At 72.3% G+C, this 22,390-nt stretch carries 23 protein-coding genes and 4 pseudogenes; 11 read left to right on the forward strand and 16 right to left on the reverse strand.

All coding sequences use genetic code 11. From position 1 onward, the window contains the following. Both MCAG_RS10525 and ybaK read left to right on the forward strand, forming a co-directional pair. Positions 1 to 764 (forward strand): annotated as a pseudogene (locus MCAG_RS10525) (SAM-dependent methyltransferase); the annotation flags it as partial. 99 nt (positions 765 to 863) lie between these two features. Continuing rightward, positions 864 to 1,343 carry a Cys-tRNA(Pro) deacylase gene (gene ybaK, locus MCAG_RS10530; protein ID WP_007072945.1) on the forward strand — a complete coding sequence of 160 codons (480 nt, stop codon included), beginning with the start codon at positions 864 to 866 and terminating at the stop codon, positions 1,341 to 1,343. A gap of 45 nt (positions 1,344 to 1,388) precedes the next feature. On the opposite strand, the gene MCAG_RS10535 is transcribed toward ybaK, so the two are convergent. From MCAG_RS10535 to MCAG_RS34655, 6 genes and pseudogenes are all read right to left on the reverse strand, one after another. After that, complete coding sequence (locus tag MCAG_RS10535; protein WP_369751360.1) at positions 1,389 to 2,216, reverse strand: IS630 family transposase; 828 nt, start codon at positions 2,214 to 2,216, stop codon at positions 1,389 to 1,391. Then, a complete protein-coding gene (locus tag MCAG_RS34645) occupies positions 2,209 to 2,481 on the reverse strand; it encodes a helix-turn-helix domain-containing protein (RefSeq protein ID WP_232290130.1) in 273 nt (90 codons plus the stop codon). Before MCAG_RS34645 ends, MCAG_RS10535 begins: the two co-directional genes overlap by 8 nt. 204 nt (positions 2,482 to 2,685) lie before the next feature. Further along, complete coding sequence (locus tag MCAG_RS32395) at positions 2,686 to 3,006, reverse strand: hypothetical protein (protein WP_007072947.1); 321 nt, start codon at positions 3,004 to 3,006, stop codon at positions 2,686 to 2,688. 182 nt (positions 3,007 to 3,188) lie between these two features. Then, positions 3,189 to 3,479, reverse strand: coding sequence for a transposase (locus MCAG_RS33595; RefSeq protein WP_198141536.1), 291 nt, complete (start codon positions 3,477 to 3,479; stop codon positions 3,189 to 3,191). 2 nt (positions 3,480 to 3,481) lie between these two features. Further along, positions 3,482 to 3,961 (reverse strand): hypothetical protein, encoded by a 480-nt coding sequence (locus MCAG_RS34650; RefSeq protein ID WP_232290436.1) that lies wholly within the window; start codon positions 3,959 to 3,961, stop codon positions 3,482 to 3,484. A gap of 88 nt (positions 3,962 to 4,049) precedes the next feature. Beyond that, a pseudogene (locus MCAG_RS34655) lies at positions 4,050 to 4,394 on the reverse strand (transposase family protein); the annotation flags it as partial. Positions 4,395 to 4,857: 463 nt separating this feature from the next. Between MCAG_RS34655 and MCAG_RS10550 the strand changes: the two are divergent. The 7 genes from MCAG_RS10550 to MCAG_RS10580 all read left to right on the forward strand — a co-directional run bounded on the left by MCAG_RS10550 (position 4,858) and on the right by MCAG_RS10580 (position 11,879). Beyond that, a complete protein-coding gene (locus tag MCAG_RS10550) occupies positions 4,858 to 5,268 on the forward strand; it encodes a hypothetical protein (RefSeq protein WP_157547982.1) in 411 nt (136 codons plus the stop codon). Positions 5,269 to 6,089: 821 nt separating this feature from the next. After that, a complete protein-coding gene (locus tag MCAG_RS10555; RefSeq protein ID WP_007072950.1) occupies positions 6,090 to 7,190 on the forward strand; it encodes a sugar ABC transporter substrate-binding protein in 1,101 nt (366 codons plus the stop codon). Between the two features lie 118 nt (positions 7,191 to 7,308). Then, on the forward strand, positions 7,309 to 8,130 hold the full coding sequence (locus MCAG_RS10560) for an ATP-binding cassette domain-containing protein (protein ID WP_007072951.1): 822 nt from the start codon (positions 7,309 to 7,311) through the stop codon (positions 8,128 to 8,130). Beyond that, on the forward strand, positions 8,127 to 9,386 hold the full coding sequence (locus MCAG_RS10565) for a sugar ABC transporter permease (RefSeq protein ID WP_007072952.1): 1,260 nt from the start codon (positions 8,127 to 8,129) through the stop codon (positions 9,384 to 9,386). Before MCAG_RS10560 ends, MCAG_RS10565 begins: the two co-directional genes overlap by 4 nt. Positions 9,387 to 9,413: 27 nt before the next feature. Further along, positions 9,414 to 10,595: an ROK family transcriptional regulator gene (locus MCAG_RS10570; protein ID WP_007072953.1), complete on the forward strand. Its 1,182-nt coding sequence runs from the start codon at positions 9,414 to 9,416 to the stop codon at positions 10,593 to 10,595. An 82-nt stretch (positions 10,596 to 10,677) separates the two neighbouring features. Beyond that, a complete protein-coding gene (locus MCAG_RS10575) occupies positions 10,678 to 10,977 on the forward strand; it encodes a DUF1707 domain-containing protein (protein WP_007072954.1) in 300 nt (99 codons plus the stop codon). A 158-nt stretch (positions 10,978 to 11,135) separates the two neighbouring features. Continuing rightward, positions 11,136 to 11,879 carry a DUF4142 domain-containing protein gene (locus MCAG_RS10580; RefSeq protein ID WP_036373062.1) on the forward strand — a complete coding sequence of 248 codons (744 nt, stop codon included), beginning with the start codon at positions 11,136 to 11,138 and terminating at the stop codon, positions 11,877 to 11,879. 98 nt (positions 11,880 to 11,977) lie between these two features. On the opposite strand, the gene MCAG_RS10585 is transcribed toward MCAG_RS10580, so the two are convergent. From MCAG_RS10585 to MCAG_RS10630, 10 genes and pseudogenes are all read right to left on the reverse strand, one after another. Then, positions 11,978 to 12,232 carry a hypothetical protein gene (locus tag MCAG_RS10585; protein ID WP_007072956.1) on the reverse strand — a complete coding sequence of 85 codons (255 nt, stop codon included), beginning with the start codon at positions 12,230 to 12,232 and terminating at the stop codon, positions 11,978 to 11,980. A gap of 29 nt (positions 12,233 to 12,261) precedes the next feature. Continuing rightward, entirely contained in the window at positions 12,262 to 13,308 is a 1,047-nt protein-coding gene (tsaD, locus tag MCAG_RS10590) for a tRNA (adenosine(37)-N6)-threonylcarbamoyltransferase complex transferase subunit TsaD (RefSeq protein ID WP_007072957.1), read from the reverse strand. A gap of 6 nt (positions 13,309 to 13,314) precedes the next feature. Then, positions 13,315 to 13,761, reverse strand: a complete 447-nt coding sequence (gene rimI / locus MCAG_RS10595; RefSeq protein WP_036376801.1) for a ribosomal protein S18-alanine N-acetyltransferase — start codon at positions 13,759 to 13,761, stop codon at positions 13,315 to 13,317. A 44-nt stretch (positions 13,762 to 13,805) separates the two neighbouring features. After that, positions 13,806 to 14,483, reverse strand: coding sequence for a tRNA (adenosine(37)-N6)-threonylcarbamoyltransferase complex dimerization subunit type 1 TsaB (tsaB, locus tag MCAG_RS10600; RefSeq protein WP_036376803.1), 678 nt, complete (start codon positions 14,481 to 14,483; stop codon positions 13,806 to 13,808). 92 nt (positions 14,484 to 14,575) lie between these two features. Continuing rightward, on the reverse strand, positions 14,576 to 15,436 hold the full coding sequence (locus tag MCAG_RS10605; protein WP_007072960.1) for a maleylpyruvate isomerase family mycothiol-dependent enzyme: 861 nt from the start codon (positions 15,434 to 15,436) through the stop codon (positions 14,576 to 14,578). A gap of 114 nt (positions 15,437 to 15,550) precedes the next feature. Continuing rightward, a complete protein-coding gene (locus tag MCAG_RS10610) occupies positions 15,551 to 16,252 on the reverse strand; it encodes a uracil-DNA glycosylase (RefSeq protein ID WP_007072961.1) in 702 nt (233 codons plus the stop codon). 204 nt (positions 16,253 to 16,456) lie between these two features. Continuing rightward, positions 16,457 to 16,921: a tRNA (adenosine(37)-N6)-threonylcarbamoyltransferase complex ATPase subunit type 1 TsaE gene (gene tsaE, locus MCAG_RS10615; protein ID WP_198141733.1), complete on the reverse strand. Its 465-nt coding sequence runs from the start codon at positions 16,919 to 16,921 to the stop codon at positions 16,457 to 16,459. An 86-nt stretch (positions 16,922 to 17,007) separates the two neighbouring features. Further along, positions 17,008 to 18,102, reverse strand: a complete 1,095-nt coding sequence (locus MCAG_RS10620) for an alpha/beta fold hydrolase (protein ID WP_007072963.1) — start codon at positions 18,100 to 18,102, stop codon at positions 17,008 to 17,010. Further along, positions 18,099 to 19,217 carry an alanine racemase gene (gene alr, locus MCAG_RS10625; protein ID WP_007072964.1) on the reverse strand — a complete coding sequence of 373 codons (1,119 nt, stop codon included), beginning with the start codon at positions 19,215 to 19,217 and terminating at the stop codon, positions 18,099 to 18,101. Before alr ends, MCAG_RS10620 begins: the two co-directional genes overlap by 4 nt. Positions 19,218 to 19,362: 145 nt before the next feature. Then, positions 19,363 to 20,833, reverse strand: a pseudogene (locus tag MCAG_RS10630) (NAD(P)H-hydrate dehydratase). Positions 20,834 to 21,142: 309 nt separating this feature from the next. Here MCAG_RS10630 and MCAG_RS10635 point away from each other — a divergent pair. Then, the gene (locus MCAG_RS10635) at positions 21,143 to 21,439 is read left to right on the forward strand and encodes a type VII secretion target (RefSeq protein ID WP_007072966.1); all 297 of its coding nucleotides are present in this window, start codon (positions 21,143 to 21,145) and stop codon (positions 21,437 to 21,439) included. Next, positions 21,436 to 22,390, forward strand: a pseudogene (locus tag MCAG_RS33605) (hypothetical protein); the annotation flags it as partial. The gene MCAG_RS10635 and the pseudogene MCAG_RS33605, both read left to right, overlap by 4 nt.

Consider the following 22,390-nt stretch of genomic DNA (forward strand, 5'->3'; position numbering starts at 1 on the left):
TCCGGCGCGACGCAGGGCCGGCACGGGCCGGCGCGTCTTCGACTTCGAACGCCTACTCGCCACCGTGGGACTTCGTCACCGCGCTGGCCGAGCGGGTGCCGCGCACCGTCGTGAAGGTGGCCCCCGGGCTCGACCACGCGCTGATCCCGGCCGGCGCGGAGGCGGAGTGGGTCAGCGTGGGCGGCGACCTGGTCGAGGCCGCCCTGTGGTGCGGCCAACTAGCCGAGGTGCCCCGCCGCGCGACCGTGTTGAAGGAAGGGCCCCCTGTTAACGCTTTCGGTATAGCAGGGGCCCCCTGCAATCACCCTGCCGACCGTCAGCCCATCGACCGCCAGCCCACCTGCCATCAGCTCACCGGCTCCGGCGGGGCCGAGGCGGCCGTCGGGCCCGTCCGACGGTACGTCCACGACCCCGACCCGGCGGTGGTCCGCGCGCACCTCGTGGCGGAGCTGGCCGGCGCGCTGGACGCCACGCTCGCCGACCCGACCATCGCCTACCTGTACGCCGACGCCCCCGGCGCGACGCCGTTCGCCCGCTGCCTGGAGGTCACCGACACGCTGCCGTTCTCACTGAAGCGGCTCCGTGCCCTGCTGCGGGAGCGCGGGGTGGGCCGGGCCGAGATCCTCAAGCGCGGCTCGGCGCTGGAGCCGGAGCGGTTGCGGCGCGACCTGCGGCTGGCCGGTCCGGAGGCGGCGAGCCTGGTGCTGACCCGGGTGGCCGGCGCACCGACCGTGCTGGTGTGCCACCCGGTGCCCGCCGGCTGAAGCGGCGGTGCCGGCCGCACCACGGCCGTCCCGCCGAAGCGCCGGGCGAGAAAGGTCGACCGCTGGCCCGTCGGGCGGCGGCGGGCTAACTTGTCGGGCATGGCGGGACAGGGCACTCCGGCGACGGCGCTGCTGGCGAAGCGGAAGATCCGGCACAGCACCCACCCGTACGACGTCTCGCCGGACGCCCCGAACTACGGCGCACTCGTCGCGGCGGCCCTGGGCGTGCCCCCGGAGCGGGTGTTCAAGTCGCTGGTGACCGAGGTCGACGGCGCGCTCGCGGTGGCGGTGGTGCCGGTGACCGGCGAGCTGGACCTCAAGGCCCTCGCCGCCGCGCTGGGCGGCAAGCGGGCGGGGCTGGCCGACCGCGCGGTCGCCGAGCGGGCCACCGGGTACGTGCGCGGCGGGATCAGCCCGCTCGGCCAGCGCAAGCGGCTGCCCACGGTGCTGGACGCCTCCGCGCTGGCCCACGACACCGTGTATGTGTCGGCGGGCCGCCGCGGCCTCCAGCTCCAGCTCGCCCCGGCCGATCTGGTCGCTCTCACCGACGCCACCACGGCCCCGATCGCTGCGGGCTGACCGCACCGATTCCCTTCCCCTTATCGCAGTGTAACTAGTGCCTCGTCATGCAGCCTTGAACGGGTAATCCGGGTGGCGGATCTTGGAGTTGGTTGCGAACCCGGATTTTGGTCGGGCGTGCTGGTTGCGCCAGCGGATGTAATCGCCGATGGCGGTGTCCTGCTCTGTGTGGCTGCGGTGGTCGGTGCCGTTGAGGGCGAAGTACCGCACGGCGGCGAACTCGGCCTCGATCCAGTTCAGCCAGGACGCATACGTCGGCAGGAACACCAGCTCGACCTGGTTCGCGGCGCACCAGGCGCGGACCTCGGGATGCTTGTGCGGAGAGAAGTTGTCCACGATCAGGTAGAGCTTGTCGTCGGGCCAGCGGCGGCGCAGGGTCTTGAGGAAGCTGAGGAACTCGCGCCACCGTTTGCGGTCGCGGATGCGGTAGTGCAGGCGCCCGCTGGCCAGGTCGAGGGCGGCGATCATGTGCCGCACGCCCTGGTCACGGCGGTAGGTGGCCCGTAGCCGGGCCGGCTTGCCGTGGGGTCGCCAGGTCCGGCCGGGGCGGGGTTGTAGGTTCAGCGGCCCGAACTCGTCGACGCACAGGACCCGTCCGTCGGCGGGTGGGTGGTCGTAGAGGTCCAGGACCCGGCGCATCTTGGCGGTGAAGTCGGGGTCGGTACTGGCCTTCCATGTCTTGGTGGCCTGCCACGACACCCCGCGTTCGTGCAGGATCCGCCGCAGGGTTTCGACGCTGACCGTCGTGACGTAGCCCGCGTCGATCAGGTAGTCGCGCAGCTTGGCAAGCGACCAGCAGGAGAACGGTTTGCCAAGGAAGCGGGGGTCGCACCGGGCGATGACGCAGATCCAGTCGCGGGTCTGCTCATCGATCCGTCTCGGTGCGCCCCCCGCTCCATTTTGGGTCCAGGGCGTCGAACCCCCGCTCGTTGAACGCGTGGATCACGTCCCGCACGTAGTCCTCGCTGCTCTTGAGCAGGTGGGCGATGTCCGGAGCCGGCTGTCCCTGGGCCGACATCAGCACCACGATGGCCCGGCGCAGCTTCACCGGGTCCTTCGCCGTCCTGGTGATCCGCTGCAACCGTTGGCCCTCGGCCATCGACACCTGCCGGACGAACACCTCCGGGCGTCTACCCACCGGCCACCACCACCTCCCAGACGAGTGCTGGGAGACAGCCTGCCCGATAGGTACTCAGAACCGACGGATTACACGATCAACGTTCGAAGACGAGGCACTAGATAGGTGCCTGGGACCTCGGAAGACCACAGGTACGGCAGGTGGATCAGATGGTGGTAGGGGTCCAGGGCCGCTGACCCTGCCCCCCGTCATGGACGACCGGGGTCAGAGTGCTCCCCAGCGAGGGTTGCCGGCGATGTCGAGGCTTGAGCCGCATATCAGCGACTTACCGAAGGACCAAGGGTAACCGGCCGGTCGGTGCTCGTACCGGACGTTATGGCTTCCGCCGGTGAAGACGTTCGTGCAGGTGATTGAAATCCAAACGCCACCGCTGGTGTTGTTGGAGCAGCTGAAATAGTAACCGTCGTTGATCCCGCTGTAGGAGCAGCTCGGTGCCGCGTAGGCGGGACTGGCGACCGCGACGATCGACCCCAGTGCGAGCGTGCCCGCTGCCACCAGTGTTCCTAGCCGTTGGCTGAGTGTCATTTGCCCTCCTTCGTCGATACTCGATCCTGTCCCACGAACGATATGTGGGTACAGGAACCACAGGCGACCACGAGGGACTAACACTATCCATTTCGGACGGCGTTCCCCGTTTACGCCATGACTAGAGTGGCATCGATGAATGCGGGTGTCAATGCATGTGTGCACGCCCTCACCTGTCAGGGCTATTGCCTAGTGGGGTTACTCCTGGTCACGGCGTCGATGAGGTCATGTGGGCGGTGGTTGGCGCGCCGGGTGGCTTCGGCGATGTTGGTTGCACCCTTGGTGCGGTGGTAGCCGATCGAGGTGTTGCGGAGCGTGGCGAAGACAACTGGACCGGTGCCGGTCCTGGTCCGGTGGGCGTCTTCACGTAGCGTCACGTCTCTGACGTAGTGCAGGCGATTCTCGATGTGCCATTCGGAGCGGGCCCAGGTGCCCAGGTCGGTGGGCTGGGCCTGTTCGGCGGGTAGGGACACGGTCAGGTACACCGTTTCGCGAGTGGTTCTGCCCCTGATCGTGCGGGTCCGGGTGATCCGGATGGCTTGCTGTGCGTGGGAAAGCCCAACCCGCCTGGGGTGTGGATGGTGATCGCTTTGACGGTTCGGGTCTCTTTACGGCCGTGGCCGATGTCGCGGGTCTGGTCTCCGGCCGGGACCTGCGCCCAGGGTATGGCCTTGAGCTGCGCGAACAGCTTCGGTTGGTTGGCCTTACCGCGACCATCAGATGCCCTCCGGCGGCGGCGAGCAGCTCGGCGTGTCCGGTCTGGGCGTTGCAACGCGTCCGCGACGACCAGGATGTCTGTGAGTAATCCCAGCTGGGTGGCGACCAGCCGCAGCAGCGGCGTGAACGCCGGGATTTCGTTGGACTTCGCCGCGATCTGCACCTGGGCGAGCACGACACCGGTGCTTGTGTCGTAGGCCGAGAGCAGACGGACCTGCCGCCCGTAGCCGGGCGCCACGGACGACCTTCCCATCGACGGCGATGACGAGGCACAACCGCCGTCCGGTCACCACCACCGGTGCCGTCCGGGCCCGCAGCCACCGGGCCAACACCTGCGGCAGGACCTCGGCGTCGATACGGATCAACAGCCGCCACACCGTCGTGGCCGCAGGAACCCGGTCGGTGAACCCGAGCCGGTCCCACACCGATCGGTTCTGATCGCGCACCCAGTCGGTGATCACGGCGAACGTACACGCTCCGGCCAGCACCGCGCACACCACCACGGAGAGGATGCTCACCAGCGGATAGCGCCGACCCCTTGGATCGCGTGGGTCAGGCACAGCAGCCAGCACCACGAACAAGCTGCGATGGTCACCTTCGGTGACCGCGGCAGGTAACGGCACATCGGTGGGTAGATGCGGCAGCAGGATCTCGGTAAGTGATGATGACATCGGCGGCTGCGGCCCTGTTCTGGATCATGGGTCTCCGCAAACTCCATGATCACCAATGGGTCGCACCCGTCCTACTTGGACCCCGACCTCGCTGGATCCCACCCCCAACTCCCAGGTCAGACACCCTCCAACCGGCTACATCATTTGTTGGGCTGTGTGGCGCATGGGTGCAGGGTGTAGCAATAGCATTGCATGCGAGACCGACACGAGCGGCCTTTCTGGTAGACGACGGTTGGCGTAGAGAACCGCCATCGTCTACTGAGGAAGGCCGCGTCCGTACATCGGGGGCCCTGCGCTCATCAGAAACAACGAAGATCAACTAAATTCGCTTCGGCTCCGCCCTGACCCCGACACCATTCAGGAAAAGGTCGCGACATAAGTCAGATTTTCTCAAGCGCTCTAACTACGTCGTCACGACGAGTGGACATTGCTCTCGCCCGGATTACGCGCGATGGTGGTTCCGTTGAGCGTGTACGTGGTCTTCCACGTAGACTGGATCTTGAGCCAGTTCCATTTCCCGTTCGAAATGAGAGTGGTGGCGGGCACAGTCGTCGAGGTCGGCCTACTGGCCCCGAAGTTGTTGGAGTCGGTAGACGTGACCGTGTTGTCGTTGAACGTGCAGGTGAACCCCGACGGGAAACCGACGGAGCAGGTGCTCGCCGCGGAGTTGTTCGCCGTGATGGTCCATGCCCGCGAGGGGCTCTTGGCCAATGGCGCTTCCTTAATTAGCGGCTGCGACGTGCCCGTGAACACGCCTGGACCGAACTCGGTCGACGCACCCATGACCGACCCGGACGCTCCAGCCCCCGCGCCACCACACGACGCACCCACCGCTACCCCGCCCGCGGCGAACAACCCGCCAGCCGCCGGGTAACCCACACGATCACCCTGCACCGCATCAAGCCCCTACCAGCCAAGATCCCTTAAAGAAGCGCCATTGGGCTCTTGGCCGCGACACCCGAGTCACCGTACGGACCCCCACAGTAGACGCCGCCAGAACTGCTGCCAGAGTTGATCCGGAAGTAGAGTCGATCACTTTGAGTGATGGCATCAGTGCTTACTGTCATGGTGGCGTAGTAGCAAGCGCTCGACGTCTGGAACCACTGAGTGTTCGAGTCGAACAACTTGCTGGCGAAGGCCGGACTGGCCGGAGCGATTACAGCGATACCCACAAGGACCGCAACCCAATGCGCTGCTTCAAACCTTCATTACCACCACTCCCCGTTACATGAGGACTACTCGCGATCACCATCGCGCAACGATCATCGATTTGGGGCATCGACCAAAAGCATCCTTGATCTTGACTAACAGATGATCAGGGATTCGGCCCTTCAGTTGATGGACCAGTGATCGCCTGCCTGATAATTGGGGGATGCCAGGAGCTGACACGTGGAGGCGGTCCTCGCGCACCAGCGTCAGTGGACGGGACCGCCCGGTGACGCCCGCGAGAGCCCGTTGCCGCGCATGCCAGCCAGTCGCGAGCCGGGCCACGCGAGCGCTTCCCGCACCAGGCATCACAGATACGTCCCCCGCAGGACGACCGCGGATGTCGGACACGTTGCTGAATTGTTACCGCCGCCAACAAACTTCTGACCTCGCCACTCTTGTGCCGGGAGCCTGGCACGCAATACGTTGCCGGACACAACAAAACACCGTTTCACCTCCACTCCCCCACCCCCGAAAGGACCCGTGCAGATGCGCAAGGGCTTCCTCACCTTCGCCGCCGTGGGCCTGCTGGCCACCGGCAGCATGGCCGCCTGTGGCGAGAACTCCGACGGCGGCAACCAGGCCGGATCCTCCGAGAAGAAGCCGAAGATCGGCGTGATCCTGCCGGACAGCAAGTCCTCCGCCCGCTGGGAGGGCGCGGACCGCAAGTTCCTCCAGGCGGCCTTCGACGCCGCCGGCGTCGAGTCGATCATCCAGAACGCCCAGGGCGACAAGACCGCGTTCCAGACCATCGCGGACCAGATGATCACCAACGGGGTGACCACCCTGATGATCGTCAACCTGGACTCGGGCACCGGCAAGGCCGTGCTCGACAAGGCCAAGGCGCAGGGCGTCGCCACGATCGACTACGACCGGCTCACGCTGGGCGGCTCCGCGCAGTACTACGTCAGCTTCGACAACGAGGCCGTCGGCAAGCTCCAGGGCGAGGGCCTGGTCAAGTGCCTGACCGACAAGGGCGTCAAGAACCCGGCGATCGCCTACCTCAACGGCTCGCCGACCGACAACAACGCAACCCTGTTCAAGAGCGGCTACGACTCGGTGCTCAAGCCGAAGTTCGACTCGAAGGAATACACCAAGGTTGCCGACGACTCGGTGCCGGACTGGGACAACACGCAGGCCGCCACCATCTTCGAGCAGCAGCTCACCAAGGCCGGTGGCAAGATCGACGGTGTGCTGGCCGCGAACGACGGCCTCGGCAACGCCGCCATCTCCGTGCTGAAGAAGAACAAGCTCAACGGCAAGGTCCCGGTGACCGGGCAGGACGCCACCGTGCAGGGCCTGCAGAACATCCTCACCGGTGACCAGTGCATGACCGTCTACAAGGCCGTCAAGCAGGAGGCGGACGCCGCCGCCGAGCTGGCCATCGCGGTCGCGAAGGGCGAGAAGAAGGACACCGGGCAGACCGTCAAGGACGTCGAGGGCAACCGGGACGTCCCGGCCGTCCTGCTGGAGCCGAAGGCCATCTACAAGGACAACGTGAAGGACGTCGTGGCCGACGGCTTCGTCACCAAGGAAGAGCTCTGCACCGGCGCCTACGCCAAGCTCTGCGCCGACGCCGGCATCAGCTGACCCGTACGCCGACCGTCGTACCCGCCAGGCGACGCCGCCCGGCACGGTGACCCCGTGCCGGGCGGCGGCCCGCGCCGGACGGGCTCCGCGATCTCCCCTCCGCGACAAGGAGACCCTTGTGTCCGCAACCCCCCTGCTGGAACTACGAGGGATCGACAAGAGCTTCGGTCCCGTCCAGGTGCTGCGCGACGTCGCCCTCACCGCCCACGCCGGCGAGGTCACCGCGCTGGTCGGCGACAACGGCGCCGGCAAGTCGACCCTGGTGAAGTGCATCAGTGGCATCTACCCGACTGACTCCGGCGAGTTCCTCTTCGAGGGCCGCCCGGTCAGCATCAACAGCCCCCGGGACGCCGCCGCCCTGGGCATCGAGGTCGTCTACCAGGACCTCGCGCTCTGCGACAACCTCGACATCGTGCAGAACATGTTCCTCGGCCGGGAGAAGCGCACCGGGGTCGTCCTCGACGAGCCGACCATGGAGCAGATGGCCGCCGAGACCCTGGCCGGGCTGAGCGTGCGGACGGTGAAGTCGCTGCGCCAGCACGTCTCCAGCCTCTCCGGCGGCCAGCGGCAGACCGTCGCCATCGCCAAGGCGGTGCTCTGGAACAGCCGGCTGGTCATCCTCGACGAGCCGACCGCCGCGCTGGGCGTCGCGCAGACCGCCCAGGTGCTGGAGCTGGTCCGCCGGCTGGCCGACAACGGCCTCGCCGTCGTGCTCATCTCACACAACATGAACGACGTCTTCGCGGTCTCCGACCGGATCGCCGCCCTCTACCTCGGCCAGATGGTGGCCCAGGTGAAGACCACTGACATCACCCACTCGCAGATCGTCGAGCTGATCACCGCCGGGCGCTCCGGCGCCCTCGGGCTCGCCGCCGAGCCGGCGGGTGGCAACGGCGCCGGCGGCGCGGCCGTCGGCACGACCCCGGGAGCCCTCCGATGACCAGCACCGTCGTGAAGAAGGAAGGGCCGGCTGCGGTCACCCCACCCGTCACCGTCGGCGGCCACGTGCGCAACTACGTCAGCCGGGTACGCGGCGGCGAAATCGGCGCCCTGCCGGCCGTGCTGGGCCTGATCGTGCTCTGCACGGTCTTCGCGATCATGCGGCCGTCGTTCCTGTCGGCCGGCAACTTCGCCAACCTGTTCACGCAGGGCGCGGCGGTCACGCTGATCGCGATGGGGCTGGTCTTCGTCCTGCTGCTCGGCGAGATCGACCTCTCCGCCGGCTTCGCCAGCGGCGTCTGCGCGGCGATCCTCGCCAACGTCGTCACCGTGCTCGGCTACCCCTGGTGGGTCGCGGTGCTCGCCGCGATCGTCACCGGCGTGCTCATCGGCACCACGCTGGGCTTCCTGGTGGCGAAGATCGGCATCCCGTCCTTCGTGGTCACCCTCGCCGGTTTCCTCGCCTTCCAGGGCATCGTGCTGATGCTGATGAAGGACGGCAGCAACATCTCGGTACGCGACGAGACGCTGGTGGCGATCTCCAACCGCAACCTGCCGCCCGCGATCGGCTGGGCGCTGGTCGCCGTCGCCGTCGCCGGCTACGCGGCGGTGCAGCTGGTGCGGCACCGCAACCGGTCCGCCCGGGGGCTCGTCACCGACCCGCTGACCGTGGTCCTCGCCCGGGTGGGCGTGCTGGCGGTCATCCTCGGCGTCGCCGTGTACGTGCTCAACCTGGAGCGCAGCCGCAACGTCCTGATCACCTCGCTCAAGGGCGTGCCGATCGTCGTGCCGATCATCGCGGTGCTGCTGATCGCCTGGACCTTCGTGCTCCAGCGCACCAGCTACGGCCGGCACGTCTACGCGGTCGGCGGCAACAAGGAGGCGGCCCGCCGCGCCGGCATCAACGTCGACCGGATCCGCATCTCGGTCTTCGTCATCTGTTCCTCGATGGCCGCGATCGGCGGCATCGTGGCGGCGAGCAGGGCCAACTCGGTGGACCCCAACACCGGTGGCAGCAACGTACTGCTCTACGCCGTGGGCGCGGCGGTGATCGGCGGCACCAGCCTCTTCGGCGGCAAGGGCCGGGTCCTCGACGCCGTGCTCGGCGGCGCGGTGGTCGCCGTGATCGACAACGGCATGGGTCTGATGGGCTACAGCTCGGGGGTGAAGTACGTGGTCACCGGCGTGGTGCTGCTACTCGCCGCGAGCGTGGACGCCTTCTCCCGGCACCGGTCGGCCGCCAGCGGCAACCGCTGACACCCCCGCACGGAAGCACCGGTAACGATGCGTGTGGGACCGAGCCAGGACGAGATCCGTCGGCAGAACCTCGGTGCCCTGCTGCGCTACGTGCACGTCCACGGCGCGACGACCCGCGCCGAGCTGACCACCACGCTCGGGCTCAACCGCAGCACCATCGGCGCGCTGACCGCCGACCTGGCCGGCGCCGGGCTGGTCAGCGAGGGCGCGCCGAAGGAGACCGGCCGGGCCGGACGACCGTCGCTGGTCGTCCGGCCCGAGTCGGAACGGGTCTACGCGTACGCGTACAGCGTGGAGGTGGACCGGCTGCGGGCCGCGCGGGTCGGTCTGGGCGGCGCGCTGCTCGATCACCGGGAGTTGGACCGGCCCCGCAACCTAATGGCCGGGGAGGCCGCGCCGCTGCTGGCCGGCGCGGTCAAGGAGATGCACCAGTCCGTCCCGGCGGGCGCGGTCTGCGTCGGGGCCGGGGTGGCGGTCTGCGGCATGGTCCGCCGTGACGACGGCCTGGTCCGGCTCAGCCCGACCACCGGCTGGGTGGACGAGCCGATCGGCGCGGCGCTCGCCGCCGAGCTGGGCATCAACGTGCCGATCACGGTCGGCAACGTGGCTGACGTGGCGGCGTTCGCCGAGCACGCCCGGGGCGTCGCCGCCGGCTGTGACAACGTCATCTACCTGTACGGGGACGTCGGCGTCGGCGCCGGCATCATCGCTGGCGGCCGCCGGCTGACCGGGCACGGCGGGTACAGCGGCGAGGTCGGCCACATGGTGGTGGTCCGAGGCGGGGAACCCTGCGAGTGCGGCTCCCGGGGCTGCTGGGAGACCGAGATCGGCGAGCACGGGCTGCTGCGGGCCGCCGGCCGGTCCGACGCGCGGGGGCCCGACGCGGTGCTGGCCGTCTTCGAAGCCGCCGACCGGGGCGACGCCCAGGCCCAGACGGCGGTACGGCAGGCCGGCGACTGGCTCGGCTTCGGCGTGGCCAACCTGGTCAACATCTTCAACCCCGAGATGGTCATCTTCGGCGGCACCATGCGGGACCTGTACCTGGCGGCGGCGGCCCAGGTGCGCAGCCGGCTCAACTCGATCGGGCTGCCCGCCTGCCTGGAGCACGTGCGGCTGCGTACCCCGAAGCTCGGCGACGACGCGGCGCTGATCGGCGCGGCCGAGCTGGCGTTCGAGCGGCTGCTCGCGGACCCCCTCGACGCGGCCTGACCGCTCTGACCGCCGCCGGCCGACCGCCGCGCCGCGTCACACGGTACGGCGCGGGCAGACGCGGCTGCGTACGCTGTCCGGCGTGGACGTTGAGCTGCGTGCCTCCGACGACGACCGGCACCGGGTCGTCGCCGGCCTGCAACGGCACACCTCGTTGGGCCGGCTCACCCTGGACGAGTTCTCCGACCGGGTCGCCGAGGTCTGGGCCGCCCGCACGCTCGGCGACCTGGCCGCGGTGACCCGGGACCTGCCCGCCGACCTGCCCACCGACCCGGCCGCCGCCGCTTCGCCTGCGCACGGCCGGCGGGACATGCTGGTCGTCTTCGCGGTCGCCGTCGCCACCCTGCTCCTGCTCGGCCTGCTGATGGCCGTCACCCGCTGACCCATCGTCTCCGGTTCCCCACCGGGTTCACGAGATGCTCTTCGGGGATCCGGATGAACTGATCGCGGCGGCGATCCGTACCAGTGACCGGACGGGCGGCCGTGGGACTCGGTCGCCCGGACGGACGCGTTCGGCCGGACCGAGGAGGCACCGCACCCATGGCACCGCTCAGATCCGCACGTCGCCGGCCAGGGCACCGGACCCACCGGATGGCGGCCCTGGTTGTCACCTTCGTCGCCGCACTGGGGGTGCTACCCGGCATGGCCCTCGCCGCGCCGGTCAACTCCCAGCTCAACGCCGCCGACATGACCCTGCTAGCCGGGGTACGCCTGGCCGGCCTGTGGGAGATGCCGGCCGGCGAGATGGCCGCCGAGAAGGGCCAGTCGGCCCGGGTGCGCGAGATCGGCGCGGAGATCTCCCGGCAGCACGGGGTGCTGGACCAGCTCGCCGTGGACGCCGCCAACAAGCTCGGCGCGACCCTGCCGACGGACGCCACCGCCGAGCAGAAGGGGTGGCTCAAGGAGATGCAGGAGTCCAGCGGCGCACGGTTCGACCAGATCTTCGTGACCCGGCTCCGGGTGGCGCACGGCAAGATCTTCCCGGTCATCGGCGCGGTACGGGCCAGCACCCGCGACGCGACCGTCCGCAAGCTCGCCGACGACGCCAACGACTTCGTCTCGGACCACATGGCGATGCTGGAGAGCACCGGCCTGGTCCGCTGGGAGCAACTGCCGCCCGCCGCGCTCCCGCCGGCGCAGAGCGACTCGCTGGTCGCGGCGGCCGCCGCGAACGTCGGCAGCGGCGGCCGGATCGGGGTCAGCACCACGGTGGTGTGGCTGGTCTTCATCGCCGCACTGGGTACCGGCGGCATCGCCACGTACCGGATCCTGCGCCGGAGCTGACCGGGCTTGGGTGTTAGGAGGGGCCCCCTGTGCAACGGAGTGCGTTGACAGGGGCCCCTCCTAACACGTGCGGCTGCGGCTGAACGTGCGGCCGTGGCTCAGCGGTCCACCTGGGTGAAGTCCCAGGAGTGCGGCGGGCGGGCCACCAGGGTCGCGGGCGGGTCAGGCAGCGGCCGGGGGCTGCTGCGCCATTTCGAGATCACCACGACCCGATGGTCGGTGGAACTGAACACCTCGCTGGACACGTGCAGCGGGTCGTGCTCGACCTCGGGCAGGGCCGTGTCGCAGACCCAGGTGATCAGGTCGGCGAAGCCGTACGGCTCCGCCCGCGCCTCCCACATCCGTACGATCATGTCGTCGCTCCCTCGCTCATGTCGAGCCGTCACACGCTGACCGTGGTCAGCGGCAGAGCCGAGTCGGCCGGCAGGTCGAGCCGGCTCGGCGCGACCCCCGCAGCGGCCAGGTGCGCGCCCAGCGCGGCGACCATCGCCCCGTTGTCGGTGCACAGCTTCGGCCGGGGCACCCGCACCCGGATGCCGAGCTTCGCCGCCCGGTGCTCGGCCAGCGCCCGCAGCCGGGAGTTCGCCGCGACCCCCCCGCCGATCACCAGCGTGTCCACCCCGTGGGCCTGGCACGCGGCCAGCGCCTTGGCGGTGAGCACATCGCAGACCGCCTCCTGGAACGACGCGGCCACGTCGGCCACCGGCACCGGTTCGCCGGCCCGTTGCCGGGCCTCCACCCAGCGGGCCACAGCCGTCTTCAGGCCCGAGAAGGAGAAGTCGTACCGGTGGGCGGCGAGATCCTTGGCGGCGGTGAGGCCACGCGGAAACCCGATCGCGCCGGCGTCGCCCGCGGCGGCCTCCCGGTCGATGTAGGGGCCGCCGGGGAACGGCAGGCCGAGCAGCCGGGCCACCTTGTCGAACGCCTCGCCGGCGGCGTCGTCGATGGTCGCGCCGAGCGGGGTCACCCCCCGGGCCAGGTCGTCGACGAGCAGCAGGGACGAGTGCCCGCCGGAAACCAGCAGGGCGATCGCCGGCTCGGGCAGCGGCCCGTGTTCCAGAGTGTCCACGGCGACGTGCGCGGCGAGGTGGTTCACCCCGTACACCGGCTTCTCGGTGGCCAGCGCGTACCCCTTGGCGGCGGCCACGCCGACCAGCAGCGCCCCGGCCAGTCCCGGGCCGGAGGTCACCGCGAAGGCGTCGATGTCGGCGATGGTCACCCCCGCCTCGGCCAGCGCCCGGTCCATGGTGGGCACGATGGCCTCCAGGTGAGCGCGGCTGGCCACCTCGGGCACCACACCGCCGAACCGGGCGTGCTCGGCGACGCTGGAGGCCAGCGCGTCGGCGAGCAGGGTGTGCCCGCGCACGATGCCGACCCCGGTCTCGTCGCAGGAGGTCTCGATGCCGAGGATGAGCGGTTCGTCGGCCATGGCTCCTCAGTCCTGGTCGCGCCGCATGACCAGCGCGTCGGTGTTGCTGGGTTGGTAGTAGCCGCGGCGCACGCCGATCGGCTCGAAGCCGTACGTCGCGTAGAGCCGCTGGGCGGGGCCATTGTTCGCCGCGACCTCCAGCAGCGTGCTGCGCACACCCCGGCGGGCGGCTTCGGCGAGCAGCGCCTCCAGCAGCGCCCGGCCCACCCCGCGCCGCTGGGCGTCCCGGGCGACCGCGATGTTCTGCACCCACGCCTCGTCCGGCGCGGCGACGGCCAGCCCCGCGTAGCCGAGCACGCGCCCGCCGCCGTCCGGGGTGGCGACCAGGTAGAAGTGGCCGTTGGCCAGCTCGTTCCAGAACATCGCCGGCGACCACTGCTCGGCCCCGAACAGGTCCGCCTCGATCGGCAGCACCTCGTCGATGTGCCACCAGCGGAACCGGCCCAGCCGCACCACCCCCACCCCCGCCGGGCTCCCGACAGGCGTCCCCGGCTCGCTCACGGCAGGACCGGCTTGCGGGCGGTGGCCGCCACGGCGTCCGGGCGGCGCAGGTACAGCGGGGTGAGCGGCTCGCCGGGCGCGCCGGCCCGGATCCGCTCGGCCGCCAGCAGGGCCAGCGCGGTCGGGTCCGGGTAGCGGGGCTCGTCGCGCAGCGGCAGGCCGAGCACGTCGGCGTACCGGTGCGCGCCGTCGCCGACCGCGGCGGTGACCCCCAGGTCGCGGGCGCGCTGGGCGACGACCACCGGGGCGTCCACGTGCGGGCCGGCGATCCGCTGGCCCGCGCCGTCGTACACCGCCCAGTAGACCTCCCGGCGGCGGGCGTCGCTCGCGACCAGGACCGGCTCGCCGGCCGCCGCCGGGTGACCCATCCCGTCCAGCGAGCAGACGCCGTACGCACCGATGCCGAGCACCTGGGCCATGGTGGCGGCGGTGACCAGCCCCACCCGCAGGCCGGTGAACGGGCCGGGGCCGAGCCCGGCGACGATCGCGGTCAGGTCGGCCGGGCGGATGCCGACGTCGGCGAGGATCGCCCCCACCTGCGGGGCGAGCAGCTCGCCGTGCGCGCGGGCGTCGACGGTGCGACGCTGGGCGCGCGCCGTCACGCCGGCCGCCGTGACCTCCACCAGCGCCGCGGTCACCGCGGGGGTCGAGGAGTCCACCACCAGTACGAGCACGTACGCCACCCTAACCGCCCCACCCCCACCCCCACCTTCAGCCACCCACCTGCAAGCGTCACCGAGCAGACGGGCAGAGCGGGGAGATCGGGTCAGCTGGGGGTGCGCAGGACGCGGAGGAACGGGAGCAGGAGCCAGGGGCGGCGGCCCCGGACGGAGACCCCGCCGGTGAGCGCCGTGCGGACCCGCCCCACCCGGCCGAACAGCATCAGGTTGAGCGCCGCCGGGTCGAACCGCACCCGCGCGTCCGGTCGGGCACCGGGCGCGGCGATCGACACCAGCCCCCGGTGCAGGACGAGGGTGATGTCGGCGCAGTACGCCGACCGGAACTCGACGGTGATCGGGCGGTCCCGGGGCGGCTCGTCGTTGTCGAGCAGCCGGCCGTAGCCGGCGCGGAGCACCCCGACGAGGAAGACCTCGAAGAACAGCACGGCCTCCCGGTTGGGCATCTCCCACGGCCGGCCGGTGGCGCGGGCGATGTCCCAGCCGTGCACGAGCAGCTCGTTGACGAGGTGGCCGAAGAGACCGGCGAGCGGCGCGCGGGCGTCGCCGAACCAGGGCAGCAGCTCGCCGGGATCGCGGTCGGCGGTGATCGAGAGGATCTTCGCCACGTCGGCGCGGAACCGCTCCAGCAGCGGCGCGGGATCGCGCTCCGTCAGGTGCGCCAGGATCAGGTCGTTGACGCCCTCGATGGTGTCCACGGTGACCGTCGGCAGCCGGGCGTCGAGGCCGGGGATCGGCAGCGGCGGGTGCTCCGGGTCGAGCTTCGTCGCATACCACCAGCCGACCGAGACCAGGTGGACGACGGTGTCGGCGACCGACCAGTGCGCGGTCACCATGGTCTGCGGCCGGTCGACCGACTCGACGAGGCGGACGAACCGGTCGGTGGCCGCCGCCAGCGCCTCCCGGGCCGCGCGCCACTGCTCCGCGCTGATGGTCACCGTAGCCGCCACGTGCCGCCTCCGATCCGTGGAGCCGCCGGGATACCGGGGACGTGCGACAGTCTACAACAGACGGTGATCGCCCGATCACTTCACACGTGCTCGGTGACCGGGCGACGGAACCACTCAGCCCGCCGACCGCTCCCAGTCGATGGTCGGCAGGCCCGCGTCGGCGAGGGCCTTGTTGGTGGCGCTGAACGGCCGGCTACCGAGGAACCCGCGCGGGTTCATCGGGCTCGGGTGACCGGCCTCCAGCACCACGTGCTGCGGGTTGGTGACCAGCGCCGCCTTCTTGCGGGCGTACCCGCCCCAGAGCAGGAAGACGACCCGCTGGTCGAGGGCGTCGAGGGCGCGGATCGTCGCGTCGGTGAACTCCTCCCACCCCTTGTTGGCGTGCGAGCCGGGGGTGGCCTGCCGGACGGTCAGCACCGAGTTGAGCAGCAGCACCCCCTGCGCGGCCCAACCGTCGAGGTTGCCGCTGCGTGGCTTCGGCACGCCCAGGTCCTCGGCCAGCTCCTTGAAGACGTTGCGCAGGGACGGCGGGACGGACACCCCCTCGCGGACGCTGAAGCTCAGCCCGTGCGCCTGCCCCGCCTTGTGGTACGGGTCCTGCCCGAGGATCAGCACCCGGGTCTCCCCCGGCCCGCACAGCCGGTACGCGGAGAACAGGTCCTCGACCGGCGGGAAGACGGTCTGGGTGGCGTACTCCCCGGCGACGAACTCGGCCAGCGCGGCCGTGCGGGCCGGGTCGAGATGCGGGGTGAGCAGGGCGCGCCACTCCTCGGGCAGCAGGGCGAGCAGGTCGAGGGTGGGGGCGTCGTCGGGCATCGGCAACCTTTCGCAGTCGGTCGGCCCCTTTCCTACCAGCCCGGTCCGACACCTCGCGCCAGGCGGTCCGACGGGCGGGATGGAATCGGTCTTGCTTCACCCGACCGCCCGGTCGAGCGAAGGGATGCCGGGCGGCCGGCGCGGTCGGGATCCCCAGCCGGCGGCCGCCCGGTCGAGTGAGAAGCGGCCGGGCGGTCGGCGCGGTCAGGTGAGGGCGGCCAGGCGCTCGGCCCAGTCGCCGCCGACCGGGGCCAGCTCGACCAGCCGGGTGTCGTCGTCGCGCCGGTCGATGCGGACCCGCAGGTGGGCGTCGACCAACTGCTCGACCAGCCCTTCGCCCCATTCGACCACGGTGACCGAGTCGTCGACCGACGCGTCCAGGTCGAGGTCGTCGATCTCGGCGCGCGGGTCGGTTGCGTCCCCGAGCCGGTACGCGTCGGCGTGCACCAGCGCCACACCCCGGCCCCGCTCCGGATCGGGCCGGTGCACGCGGGCGATCACGAACGTCGGTGAGGTGACGTCGCCGCGCACGCCGAGGCCCGCGCCGATGCCCCGGGTCAGCGCGGTCTTACCGGCGCCGAGCGGGCCGGTGAGCAGCAGCAGGTCACCGGCGCGCAGCACCCCGGCCAGCCGGCGGCCGAACGCGTGGGTGTCCTCGACCGTCGGCAGCTTGGCGACGACGCCGACCGGCCCACCGGGGCCACCGCCGATGCTCGCGCCCAACCCGCCGGGACCGTCGACGAGGCCGCCCCCGCTCACAGCCCCTCCAGGAAGCGTTCCAGGGCCCCGTTGACCTCGTCGGCGTGCTCCAGCATGACCACGTGCCCACTGTCGCGGATCTTGAGGTACTCGGCGTGCGGCAGCCGACGGACGATCTCCTCCGAGTGGGTCACGGGGGTGATCATGTCCCTGTCGCCGACCACCACCAGCACCGGGGTGCCGGCCAGCGCGGCAAGTGCCGGGTATCGGGAGTGGGTGGCCAGGGTGCGCAGGTAGCGGGTGACCGTGTCGGCCGACGTGCGAGAGTTCATCTGCTCGACGTACGACACCAGGGCCGGGCTGGGCCTCGGGGTGCCGAAGCCGTACTTGCGGGTGAGCAGCCAGGCCACGTTGGACGTCGAGCGGCGCGCCGCGTCGATCGCCGTGCCGCCGTACCGGGTGGCGTTGCTCACCATGTAGAGCACCGGCGCGCCGACCCGGCCGAGCAGGGCGGGGGCGACGAGCTTCGTCTCGGCCAGCAGCCCGCCCGAGGTGGCCATCAGCACCGTGCCGACCACCCGGTCGCCGAACAGCTCCGGGTACAGCTCGGCGAACGCCATGATGGTCATCCCGCCCATCGAGTGCCCGACCAGCACGAGCGGCCCCTCCGGGGCGGTCCGGTCGATCACCCGGCGCAGGGTGCGGCCGAGCGCGGCGAGGTCGTACTCGCCGGTCTCCAGCCGCCCCGACCGGCCGTGCCCCGGCTGGTCGTACGCGACGATCCGGTGCTCGCCCCGCTCGGCGAGCATCTTGCGCTGGAAGTGGAACGTGCCCATGTCGAGGCAGAATCCGTGCACCAGCACCACGGTCGGGTTGCCGGGCACGGATCGGGTCGGCTCCACCACCTCGACGTGGATGTCGGTGCCGTCGGGCAGCTCCAGCCGGAACGACTCGTCGTACCGCTGCTGGCCGAAGATCTCGTCGGCGTACGGGTCGGTGGGGTCGCCCTTGAGCCGGCGGATCAGAACGCGCTCACTCACCACGCCCGCCGCCAGCCCGGCGGCGGCGACGCCGACGGCCGCCCCGACCAGCCCGGCGACCCGGCCAGCGGCGGTGCGGGGCCGGGGGACGCGGAACCTGCGCTCGCTCACGGCCGCTCGCCGTCGTAGACGCGGGGCACCCGGACCCCGCCGAACCGGGTGACGATCTCGTAGTTGATCGTGCCGACCGCCTCGGCCCAGTCGTCGGCCGTGGGCTCGCCGCCGGTCCCGGGGCCGAAGAGGGTCGCCACGTCGCCGGCCGCCACCGGGTCGTCACCGCAGTCGATCACGAACTGGTCCATGCAGACCCGGCCCGAGACGGTCCGCCGCCGGCCGGCGAGCTGCACCGGGCCGGTGTTCGAGGCGTGCCGGGGCACCCCGTCGGCGTAGCCGAGCGGCACCACGGCCAGGTTGGCGTCGGCCTCGGTGAGGTAGGTGTGCCCGTACGACACGCCGCTGCCGGCCGGCACCCGCTTGGTGAGCATGACCCGGGCCCGGGCGGTCATCGCCGGGCGCAGCCCGAACCGCTCGCCGGCCACCGGGGAGAGCCCGTAGATCGCGATCCCGGGCCGGACCAGGTCGAAGTGGGTGTCGGGGCGGGTCAGGGTGGCGGCCGAGTTGGCCAGGTGCCGGTAGCGTGGGCGCAGCCCGGCCCGCTCGACCATGTCCAGCCCCTCGTGGAAGATCGCGAGCTGGCGGTCGGTCGTCGGGTGGCCGGGCAGGTCCGCGTACACGAAGTGGCTCCACACGCCGACCACCTCGATCAGGCCGTCGGCCTGGGCCTTCGCGGCGGCCTCCAGCAGCGCCGGCCAGTCGGCGACGGTGGCCCCGCCCCGGGCCAACCCGGTGTCGATCTTCAGGTGCAGCCGGGCCGGGCGGCCGGCCAGCTGGCTCGCCTCGACCATCTCGGCGAGCTGGGTGAGGCTCGCGGCGGCCAGGTCCACCCCGACCGCGACGCCCTCGTGCAGCGGCAGCCCGGGGGCGAGCAGCCAAGCCAGCACGGGCGCGTCGATCCCGGCCCGGCGCAGCGCCAGCGCCTCGTCGAGGGTGCAGACGCCGAGCCAGTCCGCACCGGCGTCGAGCGCGGCGCGGGCCGACGGGAGCATGCCGTGGCCGTACCCGTCGCCCTTGACCACCGCCATCAGCTCGGCGCTGGTCCCGGCCCGCAGCCGCGTCACGTTCTCCCGGATCGCGTCAAGATCGACCCGCACCTCGGACTGCCACATGCCTCCAGCGTACTGACCGGGGTGATCAACCCAGGCCGGAGCCGCCGCGAGTCTCCGGACGTGGGCGATATGGCGGTATCCCGGGGCGGGAAAGACCGCCAGGTCGCCGACATCGCGTCGATCATCCGGCCCGCCGGCGCTGCCGTCAGGGCAACCGGGCCACCACCGGGCGCAGCGCGGCGGCCACGTCGGTCGCGGTCACCGGGCCCGTGCGGGCCGCCTCCCGTCCGGCCAGCCCGTGCAGGTACGCCGCCGCGGCAGCCGCCCGCTCCGGAGCCAGCCCGGCCGCGAGCAGCGAGCCGAGCAGCCCGGCCAGCACGTCGCCGGTGCCCCCGGTGGCCAGCGCGGGGGTACCGGTCGGGTTGACGTACGCCCGGCCGTCGGGGGTGGCGACGATCGTGCGGTCCCCCTTGAGCAGGACCACCGCGTTCATCCAGGCGGCCAGCCCCAGCGCGCCGGCGACCCGGTCCGCGCCGGGCTCCTCCCCGCAGAGCCGGGCGAACTCGCGGTCGTGCGGCGTGATTACGATCGGCGCGTCCCGCCGGCGCAGCCGGTCCGCCATCGTCCCGTCCACGAGCAGGGTCAGCGCGTCGGCGTCGAGCACCACCGGCAGCGGCGCGGCGAGCACCGCGCGCAGCTCGGCGGCGGCCTCCTCGCCGGTGCCCAGGCCCGAGCCGCAGACCCACGCCTGGACCCGGCCGGCGTCGGCGACCCGGCCGCTCGCGATCACCGAGGGGTGGTGCAGCAGCACGTCGTCGCGGGCGCTGCCGGCGTACCGGACCAGGCCCGTCGGCCCGGCGAGCGCGCCGCCGACCGAGAGCACCGCCGCCCCCGGGTACGCCGCCGAGCCCGTCGCCAGGCCCACCACACCCCGGGTGTACTTCTCCGCGGCCGGGCCCAGCTCCGGCCACCAGTCGACCACGTCGGACCACTCGGTGACCCGCAGCGCGGGCGTGCCGCGCAGCCAGGGCCCGAGGCCGATGTCGACCAGCTCGACCTGGCCGGCCAGCGCCGCCGCCGGACCCACCACCAGGGCCGGCTTCAGCGCGCCGAACGCCACCGTCACGTCCGCCCGGACCGCGGCCGGGCGGCCGGAGGGCTGCCCGCGGCACGTGGCGGTGTCCACGGTGACCTCGCTGGGCACGTCCACGGCGACCCGGCGGCCCGCCCGCCGTCCCGTCCGCGCAGAGCGGGCAGCTTCGCCGACGAGCCGGTCGGCCGCCTCGCGCAGCCCGCCGGCGCCGCCGATCCCGACGATCCCGTCCAGCACCAGGTCGACCACGGCTGGCGGCCGTTCCACCAAGGCGGCCCCCGGCGGCACGCAGCGCGGCCAGCCCCGGCGCGTGCGCCCGGCCCGGGGTGAGCAACAGGGCCGAGACGGCGGCGCCCCGGCGGGCCAGCCGCTCCCCCGCGTACAGGGCGTCGCCGCCGTTGTCGCCGGTGCCGACCAGCAGCAGCACCCGGGCCCCGTACACCCCGCCCCGGCCGGCGAGCAGCAGCGCGCAGCGGCGGGCCAGCCCGGCGGCGGCCCGTTGCATCAGCGTCCCGGCGGGCAGGGTGGCCATCAGCCCGGCCTCCGCCGCCCGTACGTCCGCGACCCGCCACACCGGTTTCATGCCACCGCGCCCCGTCCGTCCGCGCGCCGGGTCCGCCCCGGCCCGTTGGCGATCATGGCCTCACCCTACCGGCGGAACAGGCCGCAGGTTAGCCGTCGGGTCGACTGTGGGCAATGGCTGTGGACAACCCGAGGGTACGACCGCCGCCCGTTGTCCACAGGGCGTTCCGGCCGGGCAGGGCGGCTGCCTAGCGTCGACGGCGTCGCTGTTCATCCCTCGACGACGGCATCGTCGACGCCGACTGACCCGGGCCGGCGTCACCGTCCGCCCGCCGTTCGTCCCGGGGCACCGAGCCGGAGGAGTCCGCCGATGACCGAGGAGCCGTTCACCGTCCGCCCCGAGTTGCTGCGGGAGGTGGCCGGGGCGCTGGGCGACCTCGCGTACCGGCTCGGGCACGGGCTGGCCGGGGTGCCCGGGCTGGCGGTGCCGGCTCCCGGCTGGCGATCGGCGGAGGCCCTGGCCGGCCTGGAGTCGGCCACGTTCGCCTGGTGCGGCGCGCTCGGCGCGCGGATCGCCGCCGCCGCGGACGGGTTGACCGCCGCCGCCGAGGGCTACCAGGCGGCCGACGAGCGGGCCGCCCACCGGCTGACGGCGCTGCCCCGGTGAGCGCGGCAGCGCGCGGAGATGCGGCCGGTGGGTTCGCGGCGGCCGGTGCCGGAGCCGGCGGCACCGGGGCAGAGGCCGATGGTGCCTACGCCCGGCTGTGGGCGGCCGACCCGGGCCGGTGGGCATCGGCCGGCACGGCCTGGCGGGGGCTGACCGGGCTGGTCGACCGGCGGGCCGCCGAGTTGGACGGGGCAGCCCGGACGCTGCGGGGCGGCTGGGCGGGCTCCGCAGCCGGGGCCGCCGGCGGACGGATCGGCGCGCTCCGGTCCGAGCTGGTGGCCCTCGCCCCAGCGGTGATCGAGGCCGACCAGGTGCTCACCGAGCTGGCCGGGCGGCTACACCGGGCGAAGGCCCGGCTGACCGAGGCGGTCACCCTGGCCGACGCCGGCGGGGTGCGGCTGGACCGGCGGGGCCGGGCGAGCGCCGACCCGGCGCGGGCGCAGCTTGGCACGCCCACCCCTGTGGCGCGGGTCGCCGCCGCCGTGGCGGCGGCCCTGGAGCTGGCCGACGCGGCCGACCGGGAGGCCGCCGGCCGGCTCGACGAGCTGACCCGCGCGGCCGGCGCGGGCTGGACGGCAGCGCCCCCGCCCTGGCGTCCGCCGCCGGGTGCCGCCCCGGCGACCATCCGGTCGTGGTGGGCCGGTCTCACCCCCGCGCAGCGCCGCTGGCTGGTGGCCCGGGAGCCCGAGTTGGTCGGCCGCCTCGACGGGGTGCCGGTGGCGGCCCGGGACCAGGCGAACCGGCTGCTGCTCGACCGGCGGCGGGAGGTGCTGCTCGCCGAGCGACGGCGACTGCTCGGCCGGCTGCCGCGCGGGCCGGCGGAGCTGGCCGGGCTGGCCCGGGTGGAGGGGGCGCTGACCGGTCTGGACGCGCTGACGGCCCGGTTGACCGGCGGCGGGCAGCCCCGGGCGTACCTGCTGGGGCTGGACCCGGGCGGCGAGGGGCGGGCGG

The sequence above is a fragment of the Micromonospora sp. ATCC 39149 genome, from assembly GCF_000158815.1.
Taxonomy (GTDB): Bacteria; Actinomycetota; Actinomycetes; order Mycobacteriales; family Micromonosporaceae; genus Micromonospora.

Coding starts and splice junctions, on each gene's coding strand:
- alr (WP_007072964.1), bottom strand. CDS start 19,217: ATGTGGCAGTCCGAGGTGCGGGTCGATCTTGACGCGATCCGGGAGAAC.
- ybaK (WP_007072945.1), top strand. CDS start 864: ATGGCGGGACAGGGCACTCCGGCGACGGCGCTGCTGGCGAAGCGGAAG.
- MCAG_RS10555 (WP_007072950.1), top strand. CDS start 6,090: ATGCGCAAGGGCTTCCTCACCTTCGCCGCCGTGGGCCTGCTGGCCACC.
- MCAG_RS10635 (WP_007072966.1), top strand. CDS start 21,143: ATGACCGAGGAGCCGTTCACCGTCCGCCCCGAGTTGCTGCGGGAGGTG.
- MCAG_RS10565 (WP_007072952.1), top strand. CDS start 8,127: ATGACCAGCACCGTCGTGAAGAAGGAAGGGCCGGCTGCGGTCACCCCA.
- MCAG_RS10580 (WP_036373062.1), top strand. CDS start 11,136: ATGGCACCGCTCAGATCCGCACGTCGCCGGCCAGGGCACCGGACCCAC.
- MCAG_RS10610 (WP_007072961.1), bottom strand. CDS start 16,252: ATGCCCGACGACGCCCCCACCCTCGACCTGCTCGCCCTGCTGCCCGAG.
- tsaD (WP_007072957.1), bottom strand. CDS start 13,308: ATGGCCGACGAACCGCTCATCCTCGGCATCGAGACCTCCTGCGACGAG.
- MCAG_RS10585 (WP_007072956.1), bottom strand. CDS start 12,232: ATGATCGTACGGATGTGGGAGGCGCGGGCGGAGCCGTACGGCTTCGCC.
- MCAG_RS32395 (WP_007072947.1), bottom strand. CDS start 3,006: ATGACACTCAGCCAACGGCTAGGAACACTGGTGGCAGCGGGCACGCTC.
- MCAG_RS10570 (WP_007072953.1), top strand. CDS start 9,414: ATGCGTGTGGGACCGAGCCAGGACGAGATCCGTCGGCAGAACCTCGGT.